Source organism: Enterobacter cloacae complex sp. HYC080_NIDB, from assembly GCF_056673325.1.
Window position 1 is genome coordinate 2,445,078 of the sequence record NZ_CP114212.1, and the last position, 20,221, is coordinate 2,465,298.

At 55.9% G+C, this 20,221-nt stretch carries 20 protein-coding genes; 11 read left to right on the top strand and 9 right to left on the bottom strand.

The window, feature by feature from the left end:
* Positions 1 to 13 precede the first annotated feature (13 nt).
* On the bottom strand, positions 14 to 1,189 hold the full coding sequence (gene oqxA, locus O1723_RS11525; RefSeq protein ID WP_014883648.1) for a multidrug efflux RND transporter periplasmic adaptor subunit OqxA: 1,176 nt from the start codon (positions 1,187 to 1,189) through the stop codon (positions 14 to 16).
* A 336-nt stretch (positions 1,190 to 1,525) separates the two neighbouring features.
* Between oqxA and O1723_RS11530 the strand changes: the two genes are divergently transcribed.
* Together O1723_RS11530 and O1723_RS11535 are read left to right on the top strand one after the other, a co-directional pair.
* On the top strand, positions 1,526 to 1,879 hold the full coding sequence (locus O1723_RS11530) for a helix-turn-helix domain-containing protein (protein WP_014883647.1): 354 nt from the start codon (positions 1,526 to 1,528) through the stop codon (positions 1,877 to 1,879).
* 69 nt (positions 1,880 to 1,948) lie between these two features.
* A complete protein-coding gene (locus tag O1723_RS11535; protein ID WP_014883646.1) occupies positions 1,949 to 2,263 on the top strand; it encodes a YebG family protein in 315 nt (104 codons plus the stop codon).
* A gap of 11 nt (positions 2,264 to 2,274) precedes the next feature.
* Here O1723_RS11535 and catA read toward each other — a convergent pair whose 3' ends face one another.
* Positions 2,275 to 2,949: a type A chloramphenicol O-acetyltransferase gene (catA, locus tag O1723_RS11540; protein ID WP_014883645.1), complete on the bottom strand. Its 675-nt coding sequence runs from the start codon at positions 2,947 to 2,949 to the stop codon at positions 2,275 to 2,277.
* 112 nt (positions 2,950 to 3,061) lie between these two features.
* Positions 3,062 to 3,946: a LysR family transcriptional regulator gene (locus O1723_RS11545; protein WP_014883644.1), complete on the bottom strand. Its 885-nt coding sequence runs from the start codon at positions 3,944 to 3,946 to the stop codon at positions 3,062 to 3,064.
* Positions 3,947 to 4,060: 114 nt separating this feature from the next.
* On the opposite strand from O1723_RS11545, the gene O1723_RS11550 reads away from it, so the two are divergent.
* The 8 genes from O1723_RS11550 (at position 4,061) to clcB (ending at position 12,470) form a co-directional block, all read left to right on the top strand.
* On the top strand, positions 4,061 to 5,188 hold the full coding sequence (locus tag O1723_RS11550) for an alpha/beta hydrolase (protein WP_032645247.1): 1,128 nt from the start codon (positions 4,061 to 4,063) through the stop codon (positions 5,186 to 5,188).
* Between the two features lie 50 nt (positions 5,189 to 5,238).
* A complete protein-coding gene (locus O1723_RS11555) occupies positions 5,239 to 6,432 on the top strand; it encodes an MFS transporter (protein ID WP_014883642.1) in 1,194 nt (397 codons plus the stop codon).
* Positions 6,433 to 6,607: 175 nt separating this feature from the next.
* Positions 6,608 to 7,351, top strand: coding sequence for a YoaK family protein (locus O1723_RS11560; protein ID WP_014883641.1), 744 nt, complete (start codon positions 6,608 to 6,610; stop codon positions 7,349 to 7,351).
* 273 nt (positions 7,352 to 7,624) lie between these two features.
* The gene (gene osmY / locus O1723_RS11565) at positions 7,625 to 8,335 is read left to right on the top strand and encodes an osmoprotectant ABC transporter permease OsmY (RefSeq protein ID WP_014883640.1); all 711 of its coding nucleotides are present in this window, start codon (positions 7,625 to 7,627) and stop codon (positions 8,333 to 8,335) included.
* 18 nt (positions 8,336 to 8,353) lie between these two features.
* Entirely contained in the window at positions 8,354 to 9,253 is a 900-nt protein-coding gene (osmX, locus tag O1723_RS11570) for an osmoprotectant ABC transporter substrate-binding protein OsmX (protein WP_023330290.1), read from the top strand.
* Positions 9,254 to 9,261: 8 nt separating this feature from the next.
* Positions 9,262 to 9,909, top strand: a complete 648-nt coding sequence (gene osmW, locus O1723_RS11575; RefSeq protein ID WP_014883638.1) for an osmoprotectant ABC transporter permease OsmW — start codon at positions 9,262 to 9,264, stop codon at positions 9,907 to 9,909.
* Positions 9,909 to 11,057 (top strand): osmoprotectant ABC transporter ATP-binding protein OsmV, encoded by a 1,149-nt coding sequence (gene osmV, locus O1723_RS11580; RefSeq protein ID WP_014883637.1) that lies wholly within the window; start codon positions 9,909 to 9,911, stop codon positions 11,055 to 11,057. Before osmW ends, osmV begins: the two co-directional genes overlap by 1 nt.
* Before the next feature lie 102 nt (positions 11,058 to 11,159).
* Complete coding sequence (gene clcB, locus O1723_RS11585; protein ID WP_479983828.1) at positions 11,160 to 12,470, top strand: voltage-gated ClC-type chloride channel ClcB; 1,311 nt, start codon at positions 11,160 to 11,162, stop codon at positions 12,468 to 12,470.
* Here clcB and bioD read toward each other — a convergent pair.
* The 3 genes from bioD to O1723_RS11600 form a co-directional block, all read right to left on the bottom strand.
* Positions 12,405 to 13,100 (bottom strand): dethiobiotin synthase, encoded by a 696-nt coding sequence (gene bioD / locus O1723_RS11590; RefSeq protein ID WP_014883635.1) that lies wholly within the window; start codon positions 13,098 to 13,100, stop codon positions 12,405 to 12,407. The two genes, clcB and bioD, sit on opposite strands and share 66 nt — an antisense overlap.
* 130 nt (positions 13,101 to 13,230) lie before the next feature.
* Positions 13,231 to 14,451, bottom strand: a complete 1,221-nt coding sequence (gene mlc / locus O1723_RS11595; protein ID WP_023337218.1) for a sugar metabolism global transcriptional regulator Mlc — start codon at positions 14,449 to 14,451, stop codon at positions 13,231 to 13,233.
* Positions 14,452 to 14,571: 120 nt separating this feature from the next.
* The gene (locus O1723_RS11600) at positions 14,572 to 15,477 is read right to left on the bottom strand and encodes a LysR family transcriptional regulator (protein WP_014883633.1); all 906 of its coding nucleotides are present in this window, start codon (positions 15,475 to 15,477) and stop codon (positions 14,572 to 14,574) included.
* A gap of 121 nt (positions 15,478 to 15,598) precedes the next feature.
* Between O1723_RS11600 and O1723_RS11605 the strand changes: the two genes are divergently transcribed.
* Positions 15,599 to 16,852 carry an MFS transporter gene (locus O1723_RS11605; protein ID WP_023337217.1) on the top strand — a complete coding sequence of 418 codons (1,254 nt, stop codon included), beginning with the start codon at positions 15,599 to 15,601 and terminating at the stop codon, positions 16,850 to 16,852.
* A gap of 75 nt (positions 16,853 to 16,927) precedes the next feature.
* Here the strand turns inward: O1723_RS11605 and O1723_RS11610 are convergent, their stop codons facing one another.
* The 3 genes from O1723_RS11610 to O1723_RS11620 all read right to left on the bottom strand — a co-directional run bounded on the left by O1723_RS11610 (position 16,928) and on the right by O1723_RS11620 (position 20,094).
* The gene (locus O1723_RS11610; protein WP_014883631.1) at positions 16,928 to 18,319 is read right to left on the bottom strand and encodes an APC family permease; all 1,392 of its coding nucleotides are present in this window, start codon (positions 18,317 to 18,319) and stop codon (positions 16,928 to 16,930) included.
* Entirely contained in the window at positions 18,309 to 18,503 is a 195-nt protein-coding gene (locus O1723_RS11615) for a YmjE family protein (RefSeq protein ID WP_023330285.1), read from the bottom strand. Before O1723_RS11615 ends, O1723_RS11610 begins: the two co-directional genes overlap by 11 nt.
* Before the next feature lie 172 nt (positions 18,504 to 18,675).
* Positions 18,676 to 20,094 carry a glutamine synthetase family protein gene (locus O1723_RS11620; protein WP_023337216.1) on the bottom strand — a complete coding sequence of 473 codons (1,419 nt, stop codon included), beginning with the start codon at positions 20,092 to 20,094 and terminating at the stop codon, positions 18,676 to 18,678.
* Between the last annotated feature and the right edge of the window lie 127 nt (positions 20,095 to 20,221).

Consider the following 20,221-nt stretch of genomic DNA (forward strand, 5'->3'; position numbering starts at 1 on the left):
TCAGGTCAGATGATCAGTTGAGGGCGGTGCTGGCGGTCATGGCGACGGTTTTCGCGTTAACCGGCATACCCGGCATAAACACTTTTTGTAAACCATCGACGATGACTTTATCGCCGGGTTTCAGCCCCTGCTGCACGATGCGTAAGCCGTCCGCCAGGCGCCCTGGCGTAATATCGCGTCGCTGTGCTTTGCCCTCTTTATCCACGATATAAACATATTTGCGATCCTGATCGGTCAGCACCGCTTTGTCGTCAATAAGCGTGGCCTGGAATTCAGCGCTGCCCGGCAGGCGAACGCGAGCGAAGAGACCCGGCGTGAACTGACGCTGCGCGTTATCCAGCAGCGCGCGCATACGGATCGTACCGGTACTCGGCGCCAGCTGATTATCCAGGAAATCCACTTTGCCCTGATGGGGATACCCTTCCTCACCCGCCAGGCCAATTTCAACCGGTAGCGCAGTGTGATTGCTGGACGCCCCCTGCCCGCTGCGGGCGAGGTTTTGATAGTGGAGGTAGGTTGACTCATCCACGTCAAAGTAGACGTACACCGTCTTCTGCGAGACCAGCGTTGTCAGCACGCTGGCGCTGTCGCCCGCCGTGACCAGATTACCGCTGGTGATCAACGCGCGGCTGGCGCGGCCATCAATCGGTGCCGTTACTTTCGTGAAATCGAGGTTAAGCTGAGCGGCGTCTACCGCAGCCTGCGCGGCGCGAATATCGGCCTGCGCCTGAATGGCGGCCGCACGGCGCTGCTCCCACTCTTCACGGGATACCAGGTTGGTATTGATGAGTTTATCGGTACGGTTAGCCTCGCTTCGTGCCAGGCTGGCCTGCGTTTTGGCTCTCTCCAGCGTCGCCTGCGCCTGCTCCAGCGCGGCACGATAGGTTCTGTCATCAATCGTGAACAGCACCTCACCCTTCTTCACCTCCTGGCCGTCGGTGAAATTCACTTTGTCGATATAGCCAGAGACGCGGGGGCGAAGCTGAACGCTCTCCACGGCTTCGATCCGGCCGTTAAAGCTATCCCACTGACTAATGGATTTCACAACCACATCAGCAGCATTGACGGCGGGCGCAGGGGGTGCAGCATTTTGCGCGACGCTGTTATCACATCCGACAAGCAACAGGGAGAGCAACATCGCTCCCAGCGCATGCAGAGGTTCGTTTCCCCAGGTTTTTTGCAGGCTCATTATTTTTATTCCGGTAATTGTAGCCGCCGGGCAAGACGCGGCAGGAGGCACCGCGCCACTTCCTTTGTCCGGGCTGGCTTAAGGCCATTTGTGTCGTTCATCGCCACAAAACTGTAACAGTTGCGAATACACTATTCGCGGCGATTGTAGGAAGGCGCTTAACTAAGTGCAAGAATAATTGTTGCACTTTATGTGCTATTCGTTCGGATGTTAAAAAGGCCCGTTTCAGGTAAGGATTTAAATGCAACAATAAAACTTGCAATTACTGCAAAAACGCGCCACCTTTAAATGCAACAGATAAAGATACCATTTAACAGGCTGCGTGGAGGTAACCCGATGAACACGGGCGCATTTATGCATGATTTACTCGACTGGATTGACAACAACCTTGATAGCCGTCTGGATATTGAGTCCGTCGCCAGGCGCTCCGGCTATTCGAAATGGCACCTTCAGCGACTGTTTAAAGAACATACGGGCTACCCTCTCGCCGGGTACATTCGCGCGCAAAAGCTGCAAAAATCCGTTGAGCGCTTAACCCACAGCGACGAACCGATTCTGAACGTGGCGATCGCGTTGGGTTTTGACTCTCAGCAATCCTTCAACCGCAGTTTTAAACGGCAATATGGCCAGGCTCCAGGCGCATGGCGGCGCAGTGTGGCCTGCCGTGAAACCCAGCAGGCGCACACGTAACGCACATTTTGCTGCAACTTTTTCCGGCCTCTGTTATACTGTACATAAATACAGTATGAGAGGTGCATGATGGCTGTTGAAACAAAATATGTTGTCGTAAGAAAAGGTGAAGAGAAAATGACATTTGCCAGTAAGAAAGAGGCTGACGCTCACGACAAACTGCTTGATATGGCAGAGGCGTTTACCGACTGGCTTTTGCAAAGCGGAATGCAGATGGATGAAACGCAGGCTGAAGATCTTGGCCTGTATCTCGCCGAGCAGAAAGATGCCGTGCAGCATATTTTGCGAACCAGTAAGCTCCCGGCTCTTGATACCCCTGCTGACGATAAAACCGAGTCAGGTGCAGCTGACAGTAAAAAAATCAGGGCGGTTAAAGCGGCCTGATGGCCACATCATCATTCCTGTTGCCCGGTCTGCTGTGGTAACGCATCGCAGACCTCTTGTAACTCATTAAAAAACCTTGCCACATGGAAACCATCGCAGACAGAATGATGTACCTGAACGGCGAGAGGTAATAATACCCTGCCCTCTTGCTCGTAATATTTTCCAAGCGTAAACATAGGGGCAAAAAAGTTTTTCATATTAGCCACGCTAACGCTGAAGCTCGTAAAACTTACCCACGGAATGCCGGATATAAAAAAGATATTTTCCCTGGATTCTTCTTTTGGCCAATACGCAAGTTTATCGCCATAGCGAGCCATGTCTTCAGAATAGGTTTTCTGAAAGTGCTGTATATCGCCATCGTAATGACTCCATAATGATGAAAAGGTCTCTGTTTCATTATGGAAAATCGTATAATTTGGATGAATTTCATTCCATATGACAAGCTCATTGTCCTTCATGGCCATACGGAATTCTGGGTGACGGTTAACGATTTTAGCAACGAGAAAAATAATCGTCGGATAAAACTTCCAGCCAACGTTTTTAATATGGCTTAGCAGCACGGTAATATCGACCAACACAGTCTGGTTAAACGTCGATTGAGCAAACCCCTGAAATACCTCAAAATGCTCCTTTCTTGCCCAACGGGATAAATTAACAGCCGTATATTCCGGGATTATTTTTTCCATTTTTAAGCCTTTGTTGAGCAAGCAGATCTTGACGTTAGCCTAAGTTTTTTTCCTGACTTAAGCAAGCAGGGGCCTGCAGTTCACATGTCGAAGAAAAACACGTTCACAGAAATTACATTTTCAGCGTATCAATAACGGCCCTCAAAGCCGGCGACACGTTGCGGTGGGGATAATAAAGATACAGCCCGTCCATGCGCAGGCTATAGCGCTGCAATACGCGGATAAGCGTTCCTTTTTCAAGATCATCAGCCACCAGCTCAAGCGGAACATAAGCCAGCCCAAGCCCAAGACGGGCGGCTTGGGCTTCCATATAGCTGTCTGACAATGCCCACTGCCCTTCTGGCCGATGGGTGATTTTTTTCCCGTCCTCGACCAGTTCCCACTGATAATCACTTCCATCAGCAAACTGATAGGCAATACAGGGATGCGCCACTAAATCAGCTGGCGTCTGGGGAAAACCATAACGCCTGAAGTGCCCCGGTGCAGCCACTACGGCCATTTCCATATCGGGCGTGATGCGCACCGCAATCATTCCCTGACTGACCTCAGCTCCCAGCCTGACACCCGCATCAAACCGCTCGGTGATGATGTCGACGAAGCGGCTTTCATTTATGAGTTCCAGCCTGATATCCGGGTAACGCTGTTTAAAAATGGCGAGCTTTGGCAGCAGGCATTTGTCGATGGCGTGCTGACTGGCGTTAATGCGCACCGTGCCGGACGGTGTCTGACGATAATGTGCGAGGATCGCCAGACCCGAATCAAGTGCATCGAACGCGGATTCGGCTGTCTGATAGAGCTGCTCTCCGGCGTGGGTTAACGACAGCTTACGCGTGGTGCGAACGAGAAGCTGGACGCCCAACCGCTCCTCCAGCTCGCGCACCGAGCGGCTCACCCCGGATTGCGCCAGCCCAAGCCGCTGCGCAGCCGCGGTGAAACTTCCCTCCCGCACCACCTGCATAAACAGATACAGCTCATTGTAGTTTTCTCGCTTCGCCATCACGCCCCGCAATTCATAACAATTTGATATTAATTTTAGCAGATTATGGCCTCTAATCATCACTCATCCTGCTAACTATAATGGCCGCAACACAACACCGCAGGGTATCGATACATGAAAACATTCACCCAAAAACTGTCTGTTGCGATGCTGCTATGCGCATCATTAAGTGGAGTGACAACCATGAGTTATGCAGAAGCCACCAATCCTAACGCCCCCGTCTCGATGGTCACAACCTGGGACAAAACCTTTGCCAAAAGTGACCGGGTTGACCACCGTAAGGTCTCCTTCCAGAACCGTTACGGTATTACCCTGGTAGGCGATCTCTATCTTCCTAAAAACCGTGGCGACCGTAAGCTGGCCGCGATTGCCGTCAGCGGGCCATTTGGCGCGGTCAAAGAACAGTCCAGCGGTCTCTACGCGCAGACCCTGGCGGAAAAAGGGTTTGTAACCCTGGCGTTCGACCCTTCCTGGACGGGCGAAAGTGGCGGTCAGCCGCGCAACGTCGCGTCACCGGACGTCAACACCGAAGACTTTAGCGCCGCGGTTGATTTCCTGGGCGTGCAGAAAGAGGTCGACCGTAAGCGCATTGGCATCCTTGGGATCTGCGGCTGGGGCGGTATGGCGCTGAATGCGGCATCCATGGATACGCGCATCAAAGCTGTCGCCACCAGCGTAATGTATGACATGAGCCGGGCGATGGGTCACGGCGTAGGCGACGGCAAAGATCGTTATTCTTCGGCAGATCGCCATGCTGTGCTGCAGTACCTGAATGAACAGCGTTGGAAGGATGCCGGGAACGGCACCTTTGCACAGGGCGGCCATGACATTTATGTTGACGAGAACGGCAAAGTGACCGCATCAGAACGTATTTTGCCAGAAGCCTTGCCCGCCAACCCGAATCCGGTGCTGAAAGAGTTTTATGACTACTACCGCATGCCGCGTGGCTTCCACGCGCGTTCCGTCAACTCAACCGGCGCATGGACGGCAACTATGCCGCTCTCGTTCATGAACATGCCGCTGCTGAGCTATGCCGGAGAGATCGCTATCCCGACGCTTATCGTGACCGGCGAAAAGGCGCACTCCCGTTATTTCGCCGAAGATGCGTTTAACGCGGTCGGCAGCAAGCAGAAAGAACTGGTGATTGTCCCGGGCGCCAACCATGTCGATCTCTACGACAATGCTGCCGGGAAGATCCCATTCGCTCAGTTTGAACAATTCTTTAAAAACAGCCTGAAATAAACCTCCCTGCTGCCCGTTTCGACGGGCGGCTCTCTTCGCGAAATCAGACGATGTCCACATTAAACCACACCACTTCACAGCATGAGGAACATGCGTACTGGGGAGGCATTTTTGCCATGACCCTTTGCGTATTCGTCCTGATTGCCTCGGAATTTATGCCCGTGAGCCTGCTCACCCCACTTGCCGCAGATTTAGGCGTGACGGAGGGGCTTGCAGGCCAGGGCATTGCTATCTCCGGCGCGCTGGCAGTACTGACCAGCCTCTTCCTCTCCCGGCTTGCCGGGAATATGAATCGTAAACACCTTCTGCTGGGCATGACGATACTGATGGCGCTCTCGGGGCTCATTATTGCCTTCGCCCAGAACTATCAGACGTATATGACTGGTCGCGCGCTGATCGGTATCGCCATCGGCGGGTTCTGGTCCATGTCGGCGGCAACGGCTATTCGCCTGGTTCCCCATCATCAGGTCACGCGCGCGCTGGCTATTTTCAACGGTGGTAACGCGCTGGCAACGGTCGTGGCCGCCCCGCTAGGCAGCTACCTGGGTGCAACCATTGGCTGGCGCGGTGCCTTCCTTTGTCTGGTGCCCGTGGCAATCGCGGCATTCCTGTGGCAGTACGTTAGCCTGCCAAATATGAGCGGGCGTAAAAACGGTGCGTCAGGTGAAGGCGTCTTTCGGTTATTTCGCCAGCCTGTCGTATCCGTCGGTCTGATAGCCTGCAGCCTGTTCTTTATGGGACAGTTTGCGCTGTTTACCTATGTGCGCCCATTTCTCGAGACCGTCACGCACGTCAGCGCCTCCGGGCTATCGCTGATTTTGCTCGCCATCGGCATTGCCGGATTTGTTGGCACCCTTCTCGTTACTCTGGTTCTGAACGCGGCGTTTTACCTGACGTTAATAGCGATTCCACTGCTGATGGCCGCCATCGCTGGCGCGTTGATTTTGACCGGGCATAACGTGTGGATTGTTGCCCTGCTGTCAGGCTTGTGGGGAATGCTGGCGACGGCAGCACCGACGGGCTGGTGGGCGTGGGTCGCCCGAACGCTACCGGAGGATGCCGAAGCGGGCGGAGGGTTAATGGTCGCGGTGATCCAACTCGCCATTGCACTGGGTTCAACGGCGGGCGGTATGGTGTTTGATCGCCTCGGCTGGCAGAGCACGTTTGCCCTGAGCGGCATAGTGCTGCTTTGTGCGGCTGCGTTGACGTTTATGCTTTCACGCCTCCGCGAAAGCGCCTCATGAAAATAACGGCGTAGCGTGAGGTTTCAGTTTGGAATACTTTTCGTAAGGATATTTTATTTAATTACTAAACCCTCAACGTCGCCAGAGGGAATAATAATTAAGCAATATCCTGGACAGCCCGTCGACACGCTTTGCTAGCCTGATTATTCAGGCAAAGCTCACCCCGGAGGTATTCTTGCTGATTAAACTCAAGAAAGAACGAACGCACCAGGAGGATCGCCGGCTTGCTCTCTGGCTGGCGACCTCAGCAGGTTTACTCAACGCCATCGCCCTTGGGGCCTTTGGCTTTTTCCCCTCTCATATGACCGGCAACACCTCACAATTATCCAGCGAAGTCTCCTCCACCGATCTGAGCGATATCATTTTCTTTGGCTCGATTATTCTCTCCTTTGTGGCGGGTGCAATCCTTGCGCGTCTTATCGTGATATGGGGCATTATCCATAATGTCAGGCTGGTTTTTTGCCAAATCCTTTTTGTCGAAGGGATATTATTAACCGGCGTATCTCTCTACGAGATGTATTTCCATGCGCTCACCAGCAACCGCGAGATTATTATTTTCCTGTGCTGTCTGATGGGCATTCATAATTCAACCTCCACACAGCTTTCCGGCGGACGGGTGAGATCGACGCACATTACCGGCACGCTGACGGACGCGGGAATTTCCCTGGCCTCCGTCACGGTTGCCATGCTTCGCAGGGATTACTCCAAAGATACCGCGGCACAAAAAAGTCAGTTGAAAACCCACTTAACCACCCTTTTCTCGTTCATTACCGGGGGTATCGCCGGGTTACTGCTCTTCAGATGGGTTGGCTTCAACGCCATGCTGGCGCTCGGGTTGATGCTCTCCGTTGTCGCGACCGTATCGATTATCAGTATCTCAGTGCGTGTTCGCCGTGTACGCCCCCTACTCAGCAGATAAAGCTCTCAGGCAGGGTGACAGGAACATCGTGATACGTGACCCTGTCACTTTATGGGCTGCGCTTTAGGACTATTCTGCCTGCGCCATATTCAGCCCTTACGCCATAGGGCCTGACTTAAGGTTGTCACGCTTTTCATAGGGTTACTGATTTTCCCCCTTCGCTGGAACCCTTCCCAAACGCTTGCTATAGGTCAATTACCCCTGCCGAAACATGGCATAACAACAGGCAACCGGTGGTTGCTATAACGCATGCGCACAGGGAGACACACCGCAATGCACCCATTACTCAAACGTTCGCTGCTGTTTGTTGGCGCGATTATCGTGGTTCTTGCCCTTCTCATCTGGGGGATCGGACTTGAGACAATCAAGGCGCGTCAGGTTGACCTGATTTATCTCGGGCAACAGCACATGATATTGGTTTTCTCGTCGATGTTTTTTGCCCTGCTGGTCGGTATTCCGGCCGGTATCCTGCTGAGCCGCCCGGCCGCGCGGGGTATCGCCGAATATGTGATGCAAATTTTCAACGTGGGTAACACGCTGCCACCGCTGGCCGTGCTGGCCCTGGCGATGGTGGTGATTGGCATCGGCGATACGCCCGCCATCATCGCGCTGTTTCTTGCTTCGCTGCTGCCCATTGTGCGCAATACCTACGCGGGACTGTGTTCCGTTCCGGCATCGTTACTTGAAGCCGCAAACGGGATCGGGATGACCAAATGGCAGCGTCTGCTTCAGGTTGAATTGCCCAACGCCTGGCCCGTCATGCTCTCCGGGATCCGCATCGCCACCGCCATCAACGTCGGTACCGCGCCGCTGGCCTTCCTGATTGGTGCCAGCAGCTACGGTGAGCTGATTTTCCCCGGCATCTACCTGAACGATTTTCCGACCCTGATCCTCGGCGCGGCGGCCACCGCCCTGTTCGCCCTGATCCTCGACACCCTGCTGGCGGCGCTGGGTCGCGTGATGAGCCCCCATCTCGCTCAATAACAATAACAAGGAGCTTTTATGAGACTGTTTTCCGGCCTGACGGCGCTGTGCGCCGCGGCGCTCTTCACCAGCCAGGCAATGGCAGCCCCGCTGATCCTGGCAACCAAAAGCTTTACCGAGCAGCATATTCTCTCGGCAATGACCGTGCAGTATTTACAGAAGAAAGGATTCCATGTACAGCCGCAAACCAATATCGCCACGGTGATTTCCCGTAACGCGATGATCAACAAACAGATCGATATGACCTGGGAGTACACCGGCACGTCATTAATCATCTTTAACCACATCAACAAACGCATGTCGCCGCAGGAGTCTTACGAGACGGTGAAACGCCTGGACGCAAAGCACGGTCTGGTATGGCTTAAGCCCGCTGACATGAACAATACCTATGCTTTCGCCATGCAGCGCAAGCGCGCCGAGGCGGAACACATCAACACCATGTCAGAGATGGTGGCGAAGATTGAGCAGATCCGTCAAACCAACCCGGACAAAAACTGGCTGCTGGGCCTGGACCTGGAATTTGCCGGGCGCAGCGACGGCATGAAGCCGCTGCAGGCCGCCTATAACATGACGCTGGACCGCCCGCAGATCCGTCAGATGGACCCGGGACTGGTCTATAACGCGGTGCGCGACGGCTTTGTCGACGCCGGTCTGATTTACACCACCGACGGGCGCGTGAAGGGCTTTGACCTGAAGGTGCTGGAAGATGATAAAGGCTTCTTCCCGAGCTATGCGGTCACTCCGGTGGTGCGTAAAGACACGCTGGAGGCTAATCCGGGTCTGGAAGAGGCGCTCAATACCCTCTCCGCCCAGCTCAACAACGACGTTATCACCGACCTGAACAAGAAGGTGGATATCGACCATCAGTCACCGCAGCAGGTCGCCCGTGATTTCCTGCGTAGCAAACAGTTGCTGTAGGAGGCGCTATGGATACCGTTCACTACATCCTGGATAACTGGGACTATCTGTTAACCCTGACGCTGCAGCACCTGTGGCTGGTGGCGCTGGCCGTGGGTTTAGCCATCCTCATCGGCGTCCCGCTGGGCGTTCTGATTGTCCGTCATAAATGGCTGGCAACGCCAGTACTGGGCATCGCTACCATCGTGCTGACCATTCCGTCCATCGCCCTGTTTGGTCTGATGATCCCGCTCTTTTCGCTGATCGGTCAGGGTATCGGCGCCCTGCCCGCGATTACGGCGGTGTTTCTCTACTCGCTGCTGCCGATTGTACGTAACACCCATACGGCGCTCGACAGCCTGCCGCCGGGGCTGCGTGAAGCCGGACGGGGCATCGGCATGACCTTCTGGCAGCGTCTGCGCTGGGTGGAAATCCCGATGGCGCTGCCGGTAATTTTCGGTGGGATCCGTACCGCCGTCGTCATGAATATTGGCGTGATGGCGATTGCCGCGGTAATCGGCGCGGGTGGCCTGGGCCTGCTGCTGCTCAACGGTATTGGCGGAAGTGATATTCGCATGTTGATTGCGGGCGCGCTGATGATTTGTCTTTTAGCTATTGTGCTCGACTGGCTGCTGCACCGTTTGCAGGTGGTTCTGACTCCAAAGGGGATTCGATAATGATAAAACTGGAAAACCTCACCAAACACTTTTCACAGAAGCATGGCCAGACCTTTAAGGCCGTCGATAACGTCAACCTGAACGTCCCCGAAGGGGAAATGTGTGTCCTGCTCGGCCCTTCCGGCTGTGGGAAAACCACGACCCTGAAGATGATTAACCGCCTTATCACACCCAGCAGCGGAACAATCCTCATTAACGGTGAAGACACCAGCGGGATGGACACGGTGACCCTGCGCCGCAATATTGGCTACGTGATCCAGCAGATTGGCCTGTTCCCGAACATGACTATCGAAGAGAACATCACCGTTGTACCGCGCATGCTGGGCTGGGATAAAGCGCGCTGCAAAACCCGCGCCGAAGAGCTGATGGATATGGTGGCAATGGATCCGCGTAAGTTTCTTAGCCGCTATCCGCGCGAGATGTCCGGCGGCCAGCAGCAGCGTATCGGCGTCATCCGCGCCCTGGCGGCGGATCCTCCGGTACTGCTGATGGATGAACCGTTCGGCGCGGTGGACCCAATCAACCGCGAGGTGATCCAGAACCAGTTCCTGGAGATGCAGCGCAAGCTGAAGAAAACGGTGATGCTGGTCAGCCACGATATTGATGAAGCCCTGAAGCTCGGCGACCGAATCGCAGTCTTCCGTCAGGGGAAAATCGTGCAGTGCGCCAGCCCGGATGAACTGCTGGCAAAACCGGCCAATGAATTTGTCGGCTCGTTTGTTGGTCAGGACAGGACGCTGAAGCGGCTGCTGCTGGTCTCCGCAGGCGACGTCACCGACCAGCAGCCGACCATTACGGCGCGGAGCTCTACGCCGCTTCCTGAAGCCTTTGCCACGATGGACGACAATGACATTCGCGCAATTACCGTGGTCGACGAGCACGGAAAACCGCTCGGCTTTGTGAAACGTCGCGAAGCGCGCAACGCCAGCGGTACCTGTGCCGACATCCTGCATCCGTTCCGCATGACCGGCAAGGCGGAAGACAACCTGCGCGTCGTGTTGTCACGTCTGTATGAAAGCAATACCAGCTGGATGCCGATCGTGGATGAGGACGGGCGTTACAACGGCGAGATTTCGCAGGACTATATTGCCGAGTACCTGAGTTCCGGGCGTACGCGTCGGGCACTGAATATTCATAGCGACAGTTAACCCTTCTGGCCGGGCCTCGCCCGGCGCTTTCGCACGCATACCTTTTGCTAACCCCGCGATTTCCCGCCACAATATTGTATCGTTCCCCTGTAATCGCGACCCATGCAACGTCTTCATGCTTACCCCGACATCCGGGCGATGTTTCGCCGACTGTTGATTGCCACCGTCACCGGCGTGCTGGCGGCGCTGGCCGTTGCGGTGTTTCGTCACAGCATGTACCTGCTGGAGTGGCTGCTTCTCAGCAACGACAGCGATAGCCTGGTGAATGCCGCCGCATCGCTCTCGTCCTGGCGGCGCGCGCTGACGCCTGCGCTGGGTGGGCTGGCCGCCGGGGTACTGCTCTGGGGATGGCAACGACTGACCGCCCAGCGCCCTCACGCACCAACCGATTACATGGAGGCGCTGGAGACCGGGGACGGCCAGTTTGATTACGGTGCCAGCCTTGTAAAATCCCTGGCGTCGCTGCTGGTCGTCGCCAGCGGAAGCGCCATCGGGCGCGAAGGGGCCATGATCCTACTTGCCGCTCTCGCCGCCTCCTTTTTCGCTCGCCGTTTTACGCCCAAATCCGAATGGAAGCTCTGGATCGCCTGTGGTGCCGCGGCCGGGATGTCCAGCGCTTATCATGCCCCCTTAGCCGGAAGCCTGTTTATTGCAGAGATTCTGTTTGGCACGCTCATGCTGGCCTCACTCGGCCCCGTGGTTATTGCGGCGGTGGTGGCGCTTCTGACCACCCGCGTGCTGGCACCCGGCGCCAGCACGCTCTATGAAGTCCATCTGAGCGGCATACTGACCGCGACAGATTATGCCCTGCTGGTCGCCATGGGTCTGCTGGCAGGTCTTTGCGGCCCCCTGTTGATGTGGCTGATGACGTTTAGCCACGGACTGTTTCTGCGTCTCAAACTTTCGCCGCCGTGGCAGCTGGCGCTGGGGGGGTTGATCGTCGGGCTGCTGTCCCTCATTACGCCGAAGGTATGGGGGAATGGCTACAGCGTGGTTCAGGCTTTTCTGCTCGCCCCGCCGCTGCTGTCGGTGATTGCCGGAGTGTTTATCTGTAAATTGCTGGCGGTACTGGCCAGCAGCGGTTCGGGTGCGCCAGGCGGCGTGTTTACGCCCACGCTGTTTGTCGGCATGGCGACGGGGATGCTGTTTGCGCAGCTTTTCGCGCTGTGGTTACCGGGTTCAGAGACGGCAATATTGCTGGGACTGGCGGGAATGGCAACGCTACTTGCTGCGACCACGCATGCGCCCATTATGTCGGCGCTGATGGTCTGTGAAATGACCGGACAGTATGTTTTACTGCCCGGTTTACTGGTCGCCTGTGTGGTGGCGTCCGTGCTGTCGCGGACGTTACGCCACGACTCGATCTACGGCCAACACGCCGCCGAGGGCAGAGAGATCGATGTACTGCGCTAACTCGCGCTGCTCGGCACGAGGCAGATAAGGCAGCTCACCCACCAGCGGCCCAGGCAGTTTGGCGCTCAGCACGTCGATGATCTCCGCGTAGTGCGCCAGGCCCGGGTTAATACGGTTTGCCACCCAGCCCACCAGCGGCAGGCCGTCATTGGCAATCGCCTGCGCTGTCAGTAGCGCATGGTTGATGCACCCTTCCTGGATACCCACCACCATCACCACCGGAAGCTGTTCCTGGACGACCCACTCAGAGAGCGGACGCAAATCATTCATCAGGCTGCGCCAGCCGCCCGTCCCTTCGACCACCACGTGATCAACCTTCTCGCTCAGGTTCGCCAGCCCATCGGACAGCAGGGGATAATTAATCAGACCGCTGTGCGCCACGCTGCTCTCCTCTTCGCTTAAGGCAATGGGATTGACCGCCTGATAAGGCAGTTCCAGCGACGAGACGCTTTGCAGCACCAGGGCGTCTTTATTACGCAATCCCTCTGGCGTCTCTTTACTCCCTTTTGCGACCGGTTTGTACCCTGCCACGCGTTTACCGCTTGCTGCAAGCGCCTGCAGCAATGCGCGGGATACGACGGTCTTGCCGACAGAGGTATCTGTACCAGTAACAAAGAAACGCTTAAGCATGACTCACTCCACCTCTTGGGTATGCTTCGAAAATATAAACCAGGTAAATAATTCAGTGGAGGAAGTCTACGGGATGCGTGCGCTACCCGGCTTGAGATAGCGCAATTTTTCGTACATCTGCGGAAAAGAGTTAACCCTGTAGCAGGCGGATAAGCAGCGAGCCGTTATACATGGCATCTTTGACCAGCGCCGCACCTGCCATGGTGCCCTGGTTAGAGAATTGGGTGCTTTCCACCACAATATTCTTGCTGTAGGCGGGAAGCGACTGCTGATGGATACAGGCCGAGATCGCCGGAAAGAGGATCTCCGCCGCCTGGCTGAGCGGGGAGCCAATCAGGATTTTTTGCGGGTTAAAGAGGTTCACCATAATCGCCAGGATGCGGCCAACGTTATTCCCCACCCCGGTAATAATATCCTTCGCCAGCAAATCTCCCTGACGCGCGGCGGCGCAGAGGGAATCGACCGTTAAGGGTTGGCCGTGCAGCGAGGAGCTCATGGACTGGCTGAGCCTGACCTGCGCCAGCTCCAGCACGCTTTCTACACTGGCAATAGTCTCCAGGCAGCCATGGTTCCCGCAGTAACAGCGCTTCCCGTATGGGTCGACCTGAGTGTGCCCGATTTCCACCAGGCTGCTGCTCCCGGCGTGAAGAAGACGTCCGTCGGTGATGACACCCGCCCCAACGTTATGGTCGATCACCACCTGAATCACATCACGCGCACCGCGCGACGCGCCAAACAGGGCCTCCGCCATGGTCCAGGCACTGATGTCATGCTGAATATAGACCGGCACGCCGGTATGGTTTTTCAGCACCTCTCCCAGCGGCATCTCTTTGACATCGTCGTAAAACGGCATGCGGTGCACGATGCCGTTTTCGGTATCAATAATGCCCGGCATGGTGATAGCGATTGCCGTTAAGCGTTCCAGCCGCTGCTGATGGCGGATAAAGAAGTTATCGATATGGGAGACAATGGCATCGAGGAGCGATTGTTCCGCGTTGAGCGGCAGCTCAAGCCGATCCTCCACCACCAGTTTGCTGCTCAGATCGCGCAGCGCGAGGAAGATCTCCCCGCGACTGATGCGCAGTGACAGGTAATGCCATGCTTCCGTCTCAACCACCAGCCCGACCGCCGGACGGCCACGGCTGCCCGGCTCCTGAATTTCCGTCTCCTGGACCAGGTGCGCTTCCAGCATTTCACGGACAATCTTGGTGATACTGGCAGGTGCCAGCTGTGCCAGGCGCGAAAGATCGATACGCGAAACCGGACCAAGCTGATCAATCAGGCGGTATACCGCGCCAGCGTTGGTCTGCTTAATCTGATCAATGTGCCCTGGCTGACTATCAGCAACCACCTCGTACTCCCTTATTTTCGAGCTTCGAAATAAACTTTGGGCTATGGTGAAGCACTTCCATAGCTGTCGTCAAATATTTACTTAGCTCTGTGATTTACCGCACATTTTTATCCCTTTTCCCTACCGGTTTTGCCCACCTGAAGCGCTGATTAACTGCTGTTTGAAGCGCTGCGCGGCGTGGCTCTGTTCACGATGTTTTGACCAGACCAGCCACATCTCGGAAACGGCATCCTCTTCGGCGATGGGAACCCAGCGCATTTCGCGCAGTTGTACCCGTTTAAAGGAGGCCGGAAGAATAGAGACCCCCAGTCCGGCGGCGACCAGCCCAATAATGGTCATCGCCTCGCCCACCTCCTGGGTGATAACCGGAGCAAGATCGTAGCGACGCATCAGTCCCAGAATGTCGTCATACAGGCCCGTTCCGACCTGAGGATCAAAAAAGACAAAGGGTTCTTTTGCCAGCTCTGCGAGCGATACCGCCGGACGCGAGGCCAGCGGGTGGTCAAGGGGGATCATAGCCATCAGGGGTTCATGCAGAATCACCTGCCACGCCAGCGTGTCCGGCAGCTGCGTATTCCGCATCAACCCCAAATCCAGTGCGCCTTCATTCAGCGGTGCAATTTGCTCGCGGGTATTAATTTCGCGCGTCTGAATATGCACATCCGGGAAATGGCGGCGGAATGAGGAAAGCGTCTGGGAGACGGCGCTGATAAAGGGCGCGGACGACGTGAACCCGATTCGCAGCTCACCGGCTTCTCCGAGGTAAAGCCGCTCTGCACGGGCGGCGGCGTCATCAACCATGCTCAGGATTTGTCGGCTGTCGGTCAGAAACTGCTTACCCGCCGCCGTCAGGCTCACGCTGCGGTTGGTGCGGGCCAGAAGGCGCGCGCCCACCTGCTGTTCGAGGATTTGAATCTGCTGGCTTAACGGGGGCTGAGAGATATTCAGCCGTGCCGCCGCGCGGCCAAAATGCAGCTCCTCAGCAACGGCGACAAAATAGCGAAGATGACGCAGTTCGATATTCATATTTTTAAAGTATCATTTGAGATAATTAATATATTAGACAGAATATTTACATTTTCCTACCCTGATCGTGTGGTCATACCCGTCACCCGAAATCACGGGGATGTTTAAGCAAGGAAACTGTGTGAGTCGTACAACCTCCATTGATATCTCTCCGGCCAGCGATATCAATGATTTACCCGTAGCATCGCAGCCGGTTCAGTTCATTAAACGTGGTACTCCCCAATTTATGCGCGTTACCCTGGCGCTCTTTTCGGCCGGTCTGGCCACGTTTGCCCTGCTCTACTGCGTTCAGCCGATCCTCCCCGTTCTCTCCCATGAGTTTGGCGTATCGCCCGCCAGCAGCAGCGTTTCGCTCTCGATTTCAACCGCGATGCTGGCAATTGGCCTGCTCTTTACCGGCCCTTTGTCCGACGCCATTGGCCGTAAACCGGTGATGGTCACTGCCCTGATGCTGGCCTCGGTCTGTACGTTGCTCTCGACCATGATGACCAGCTGGCACGGCATTCTGGTGATGCGAGCGCTGATCGGGCTGTCGCTCAGCGGCGTGGCCGCGGTCGGGATGACCTATCTCAGCGAAGAGATCCATCCGAGCTTCGTTGCCTTTTCGATGGGGCTGTACATCAGCGGGAATTCAATTGGCGGCATGAGTGGGCGTCTGCTGAGCGGGGTCTTTACGGACTTCTTTAGCTGGCGTATTGCGCTGGCGGTTATCGGGTGTTTCGCGCTGGCATCTGCACTGATGTTCTGGAAAATCCTGCCGGAATCACGCCATTTCCGCCCGATTTCTCTGCGCCCGAAAACGCTGTTTATTAACTTCCGTTTGCACTGGCGTGATAAAGGGTTGCCACGCCTGTTCCTGATGGGCTTCCTGCTGATGGGGTCATTCGTCACGTTGTTTAACTATATTGGCTATCGCCTGATGCTTTCGCCGTGGCATCTGAATCAGGCCATGGTCGGTTTGCTTTCTGTGGCTTATCTCACCGGCACGTGGAGTTCGCCGAAAGCCGGGGCGATGACCGCACGCTTCGGCCGCGGGCCGGTCATGCTGGTCTTCACAGCGGTAATGCTGCTCGGCCTGCTGTTGACGCTCTTCTCCTCACTGTGGCTGATTTTTGCCGGGATGCTGCTCTTCTCCGCCGGGTTCTTCGCCGCGCACTCGGTCGCCAGCAGCTGGATTGGCCCGCGCGCGCGTCGAGCCAAAGGACAGGCATCGTCGCTGTACCTGTTTAGCTATTACCTGGGATCCAGCATCGCCGGGACGCTGGGCGGCGTGTTCTGGCATCACTACGGCTGGAACGGCGTGGGCGGGTTTATCGCCCTGATGCTTTGTGCCGCGCTGCTGGTGGGGGCAAGTCTTCATCAACGGTTGAGATAATAAACGTGCGGGCTGATGTCCGGTAAGACGTACGAGCGACCTAAACGGCACCAGCGTACTGGTGCCGTTTATCGTTCAGGAATCCCAGGCCTGCTCTATCTTACCGGCTTCAAACTGCGGAGGCGGTTTTCGGAAACGGCGCGTTAGCCATGTCAGGTAAAGGATCCCCAGTGCCGCCCAGATGAGGCCAAGCGTCAGGGACGTCGCTTCGAGGTTTATCCACAGCACGCCGACCGTTACCGCCCCAATAAGCGGCAGCAGGAGATAGTGGAAACGATCTTTCCACGTTTTGTTCAGCCCCTTACGCCGCCAGAAATGGTTGTACACCGAGAGGTTAACAAACGTAAACGCCACCAGTGCGCCAAAGTTGATCAGCGCCGTTGCGGTCACGAGGTCAAAGTACAGCGCCGACAGGGCCACTATCCCCACCATAATGACGTTCAGGGCCGGGGTACGCCATTTCGGATGCACATAACCAAACACCCGCTCCGGAAAGACGTTGTCACGCCCCATCACATACAATAACCGCGAGACGCTGGCGTGCGAGGCCAGGCCCGAAGCCAGCGTATTGACAAAGGTGGTACATAAAAACACCGACTGGAAGAGCTTACCGCCCACGTACAGTGCTATTTCCGGCAGCGCGGCATCCGGGTTCTTGAAGCGCGCGATGGTTGGGAAAAAGAGCTGCATGAAGAACGAGGCAATAATGAATATCAGCCCGCCGTACAGCGCGGTCAGGAAAATGGCTTTGGGAATGACCCGTGCCGCGTTTGGCGTCTCTTCCGAAAGCGTGGTAACCGCATCAAAGCCGAGGAAAGAGAAGCAGACGATGGTCGCGCCGGTAATAATAGGGATCAGATGTGCGTTCTCGCTGATAAACGGCTGCAGCGACCAGACGGTGCCGACCCCTTCTCCCTTGTGCAAGCCATGCACCACGAGGATGACAAACACCACCATAATCGCGACCTGCACCAGCACAAACAGGGTATTAAAGTTGGCGACCAGGTTAACACTCTTCAGATTCGCCAGCGTCAGGATCGTCACAAACCCCACCACCCAGACCCACGGCGGGACCTCAGGGAACATCGCGGAAAGGTAGATCTTCGCCAGCAGCACGTTGATCATCGGCAGGAAGAGATAGTCCAGCAACGATGACCAGCCGACCATAAAGCCCACGTGGGGTCCAATCGATTTCTGCGTGTAGGTATACGCGGAGCCCGCTTCCGGGAACTGCCGTACCAGTTTACCGTAGCTGATGGCGGTAAACATGACGCCAGCCAGCGCCAGGAGATACGAGGCGGGCACGTGGCCGTTGCTGATACCGGACACAATACCGAAGGTATCAAACACGGTCATGGGGGTGAGGTAAGCCAGCCCCATCATCACCACCTGCCAGAGCTTAAGGGAACTGCGCAGTCGGGTTCTGCCGGCCATGCCCGGCGCGTCAAGAGACGTGTTAGTCGCCATACACCGTCCCCCCCATGCTTACCGTGGTTTGCAATCGCGTTGACCTTAACGCAAACCTGCTTAGCAAAGGGGGAAGTTGTGAAGAACAAACGCGACCGTACCAGCGCACCGTCTCTGGCTCGCATTCACCATGGAAGCCTGACTGGCCTCCTTCGCCCTGCGGATAGTTGAACATCTGCATCATTTCCTACCTCGTCACACAGTGTCGTTAAGAAAGTCCCTGTGCCGCCTGCGCTCCATAACGCGACTCCCGGGAGATAGCTGGCGTGCCAGCGAACAGTTCGGCCAGGCTCCGCGCAGGCCGTATGGTGATACGTATGAGATGAAACAAAGCGGCCCCTTACCGGGGCACGTTATCAGGCGTTTTTCAACATCCACTCGATTTCTGTTTCGGTAATCAGGCGTTCAAACTGCAGTAATTCATCATTTTTGCAGGCGTGATACACGTGGCAGAAACGCTCGCCCAGCCGCTCGCGGAGGCGATCGTTTTGCATAAACTCCCACAGCGCATCACTCTGACGAATCGGAAACGGCAGGCCGTCCTGCTCCAGGCCATTGCCTTCAACCTCTTCCTGCAGCGGTAAATCGTTATCCAGCCCGTGCAGAATGCCGGCAAAAATCGCCGCCATCACCAGATACGGATTCGCGTCTGCCCCTGCCACCCGGTATTCGACACGATGGTTATGGCGATCGCCGCAGGGAATACGCAGGGCAACCGTGCGGTTGTTGTGTCCCCATGACGCCTGCGTCGGCACATACATACCCGGCTGGAAACGGCGGTACGAGTTGACGTTCGGTGCCAGCAGCGCCATGGACGCTGGCATCAGGTCGATCATCCCGGCCAGCGCGCGTTTCAGCAGCGCGGAATCCTCGCCGCTGGCGTCCGCGAGCACGTTTTCGCCTCTGTTGTTTTGCATACTGATGTGGATATGCATCCCGCTGCCCGCATGCTCTTCATACGGCTTCGCCATAAACGTGGCATGCATCTTATGTTTTTCTGCCATCTGCCTGACGATACGTTTTAGCGCCAGCGCATCATCACAGGCATCAAGCACGTTTTCCGTATGGTGCAGGTTAATTTCAAACTGACCCGGCGAGGCCTCAGCCACTGCGCCATCCGCGGGGATCAACTGCAGCTGCGCCAGTTCGTCAATGTCGTTCAGCACGTCAGCAAAGTGGTTGAGATTATCAACCGAGTAGACCTGGCTTTGCGTGTTACGCACGTCGGTGCCCGGCGCGCAGGGTGGCTGCAGATAGCCCTCGGCATCGCGATTCCGATCAAGTAAATAGAACTCCAGCTCTACCGCTACCACGGGGAACAGACCGCGCTGGCGCAACTGCTGCCAGAGCCGGTTGAGTACGTTCCGCGGCTCAACGTCAAAGGGAGCGCCATCTTCATCGACCATGGTGAGCTGCACCTGACCAATGTATTCCGGGTCCGCGGCGGACGGTGTCAGGGTGCCCGGCACCGGCACACAAACACAGTCAGGCTCGCCGAGCTCCTGCCCCAGGCCCGCCTCTTCCACCACATTACCCAAAATATCCATGGCGAACACCGACGCCGGGAAATAGCAGCCTTTTTCGAGTTTGTTCAGTCCGGCAACCGGAATACGTTTACCGCGAAAACAGCCGTTCAAATCGGTCAGGAGGACATCAATAAACTGGGTGTTCGGATACTGTTCTAAATAGCGCTTCACCTCCTGCGTAAAGGCGCTGCCCCGCCTCTCATCCGTGTAGTGAACAAAGTTCTCAACTTCTACGATATTGGTTTCCATGATTTACCACCGTTTTTGGGATTTGCGTTCGCTGCTCAGGACTGTCAAATATAATGTCCACCCTATCGAATCTGTATGCAAATAAATTGTTTGTCAAATGTTAAATTAAGTTTGCAAAAGGCAGATC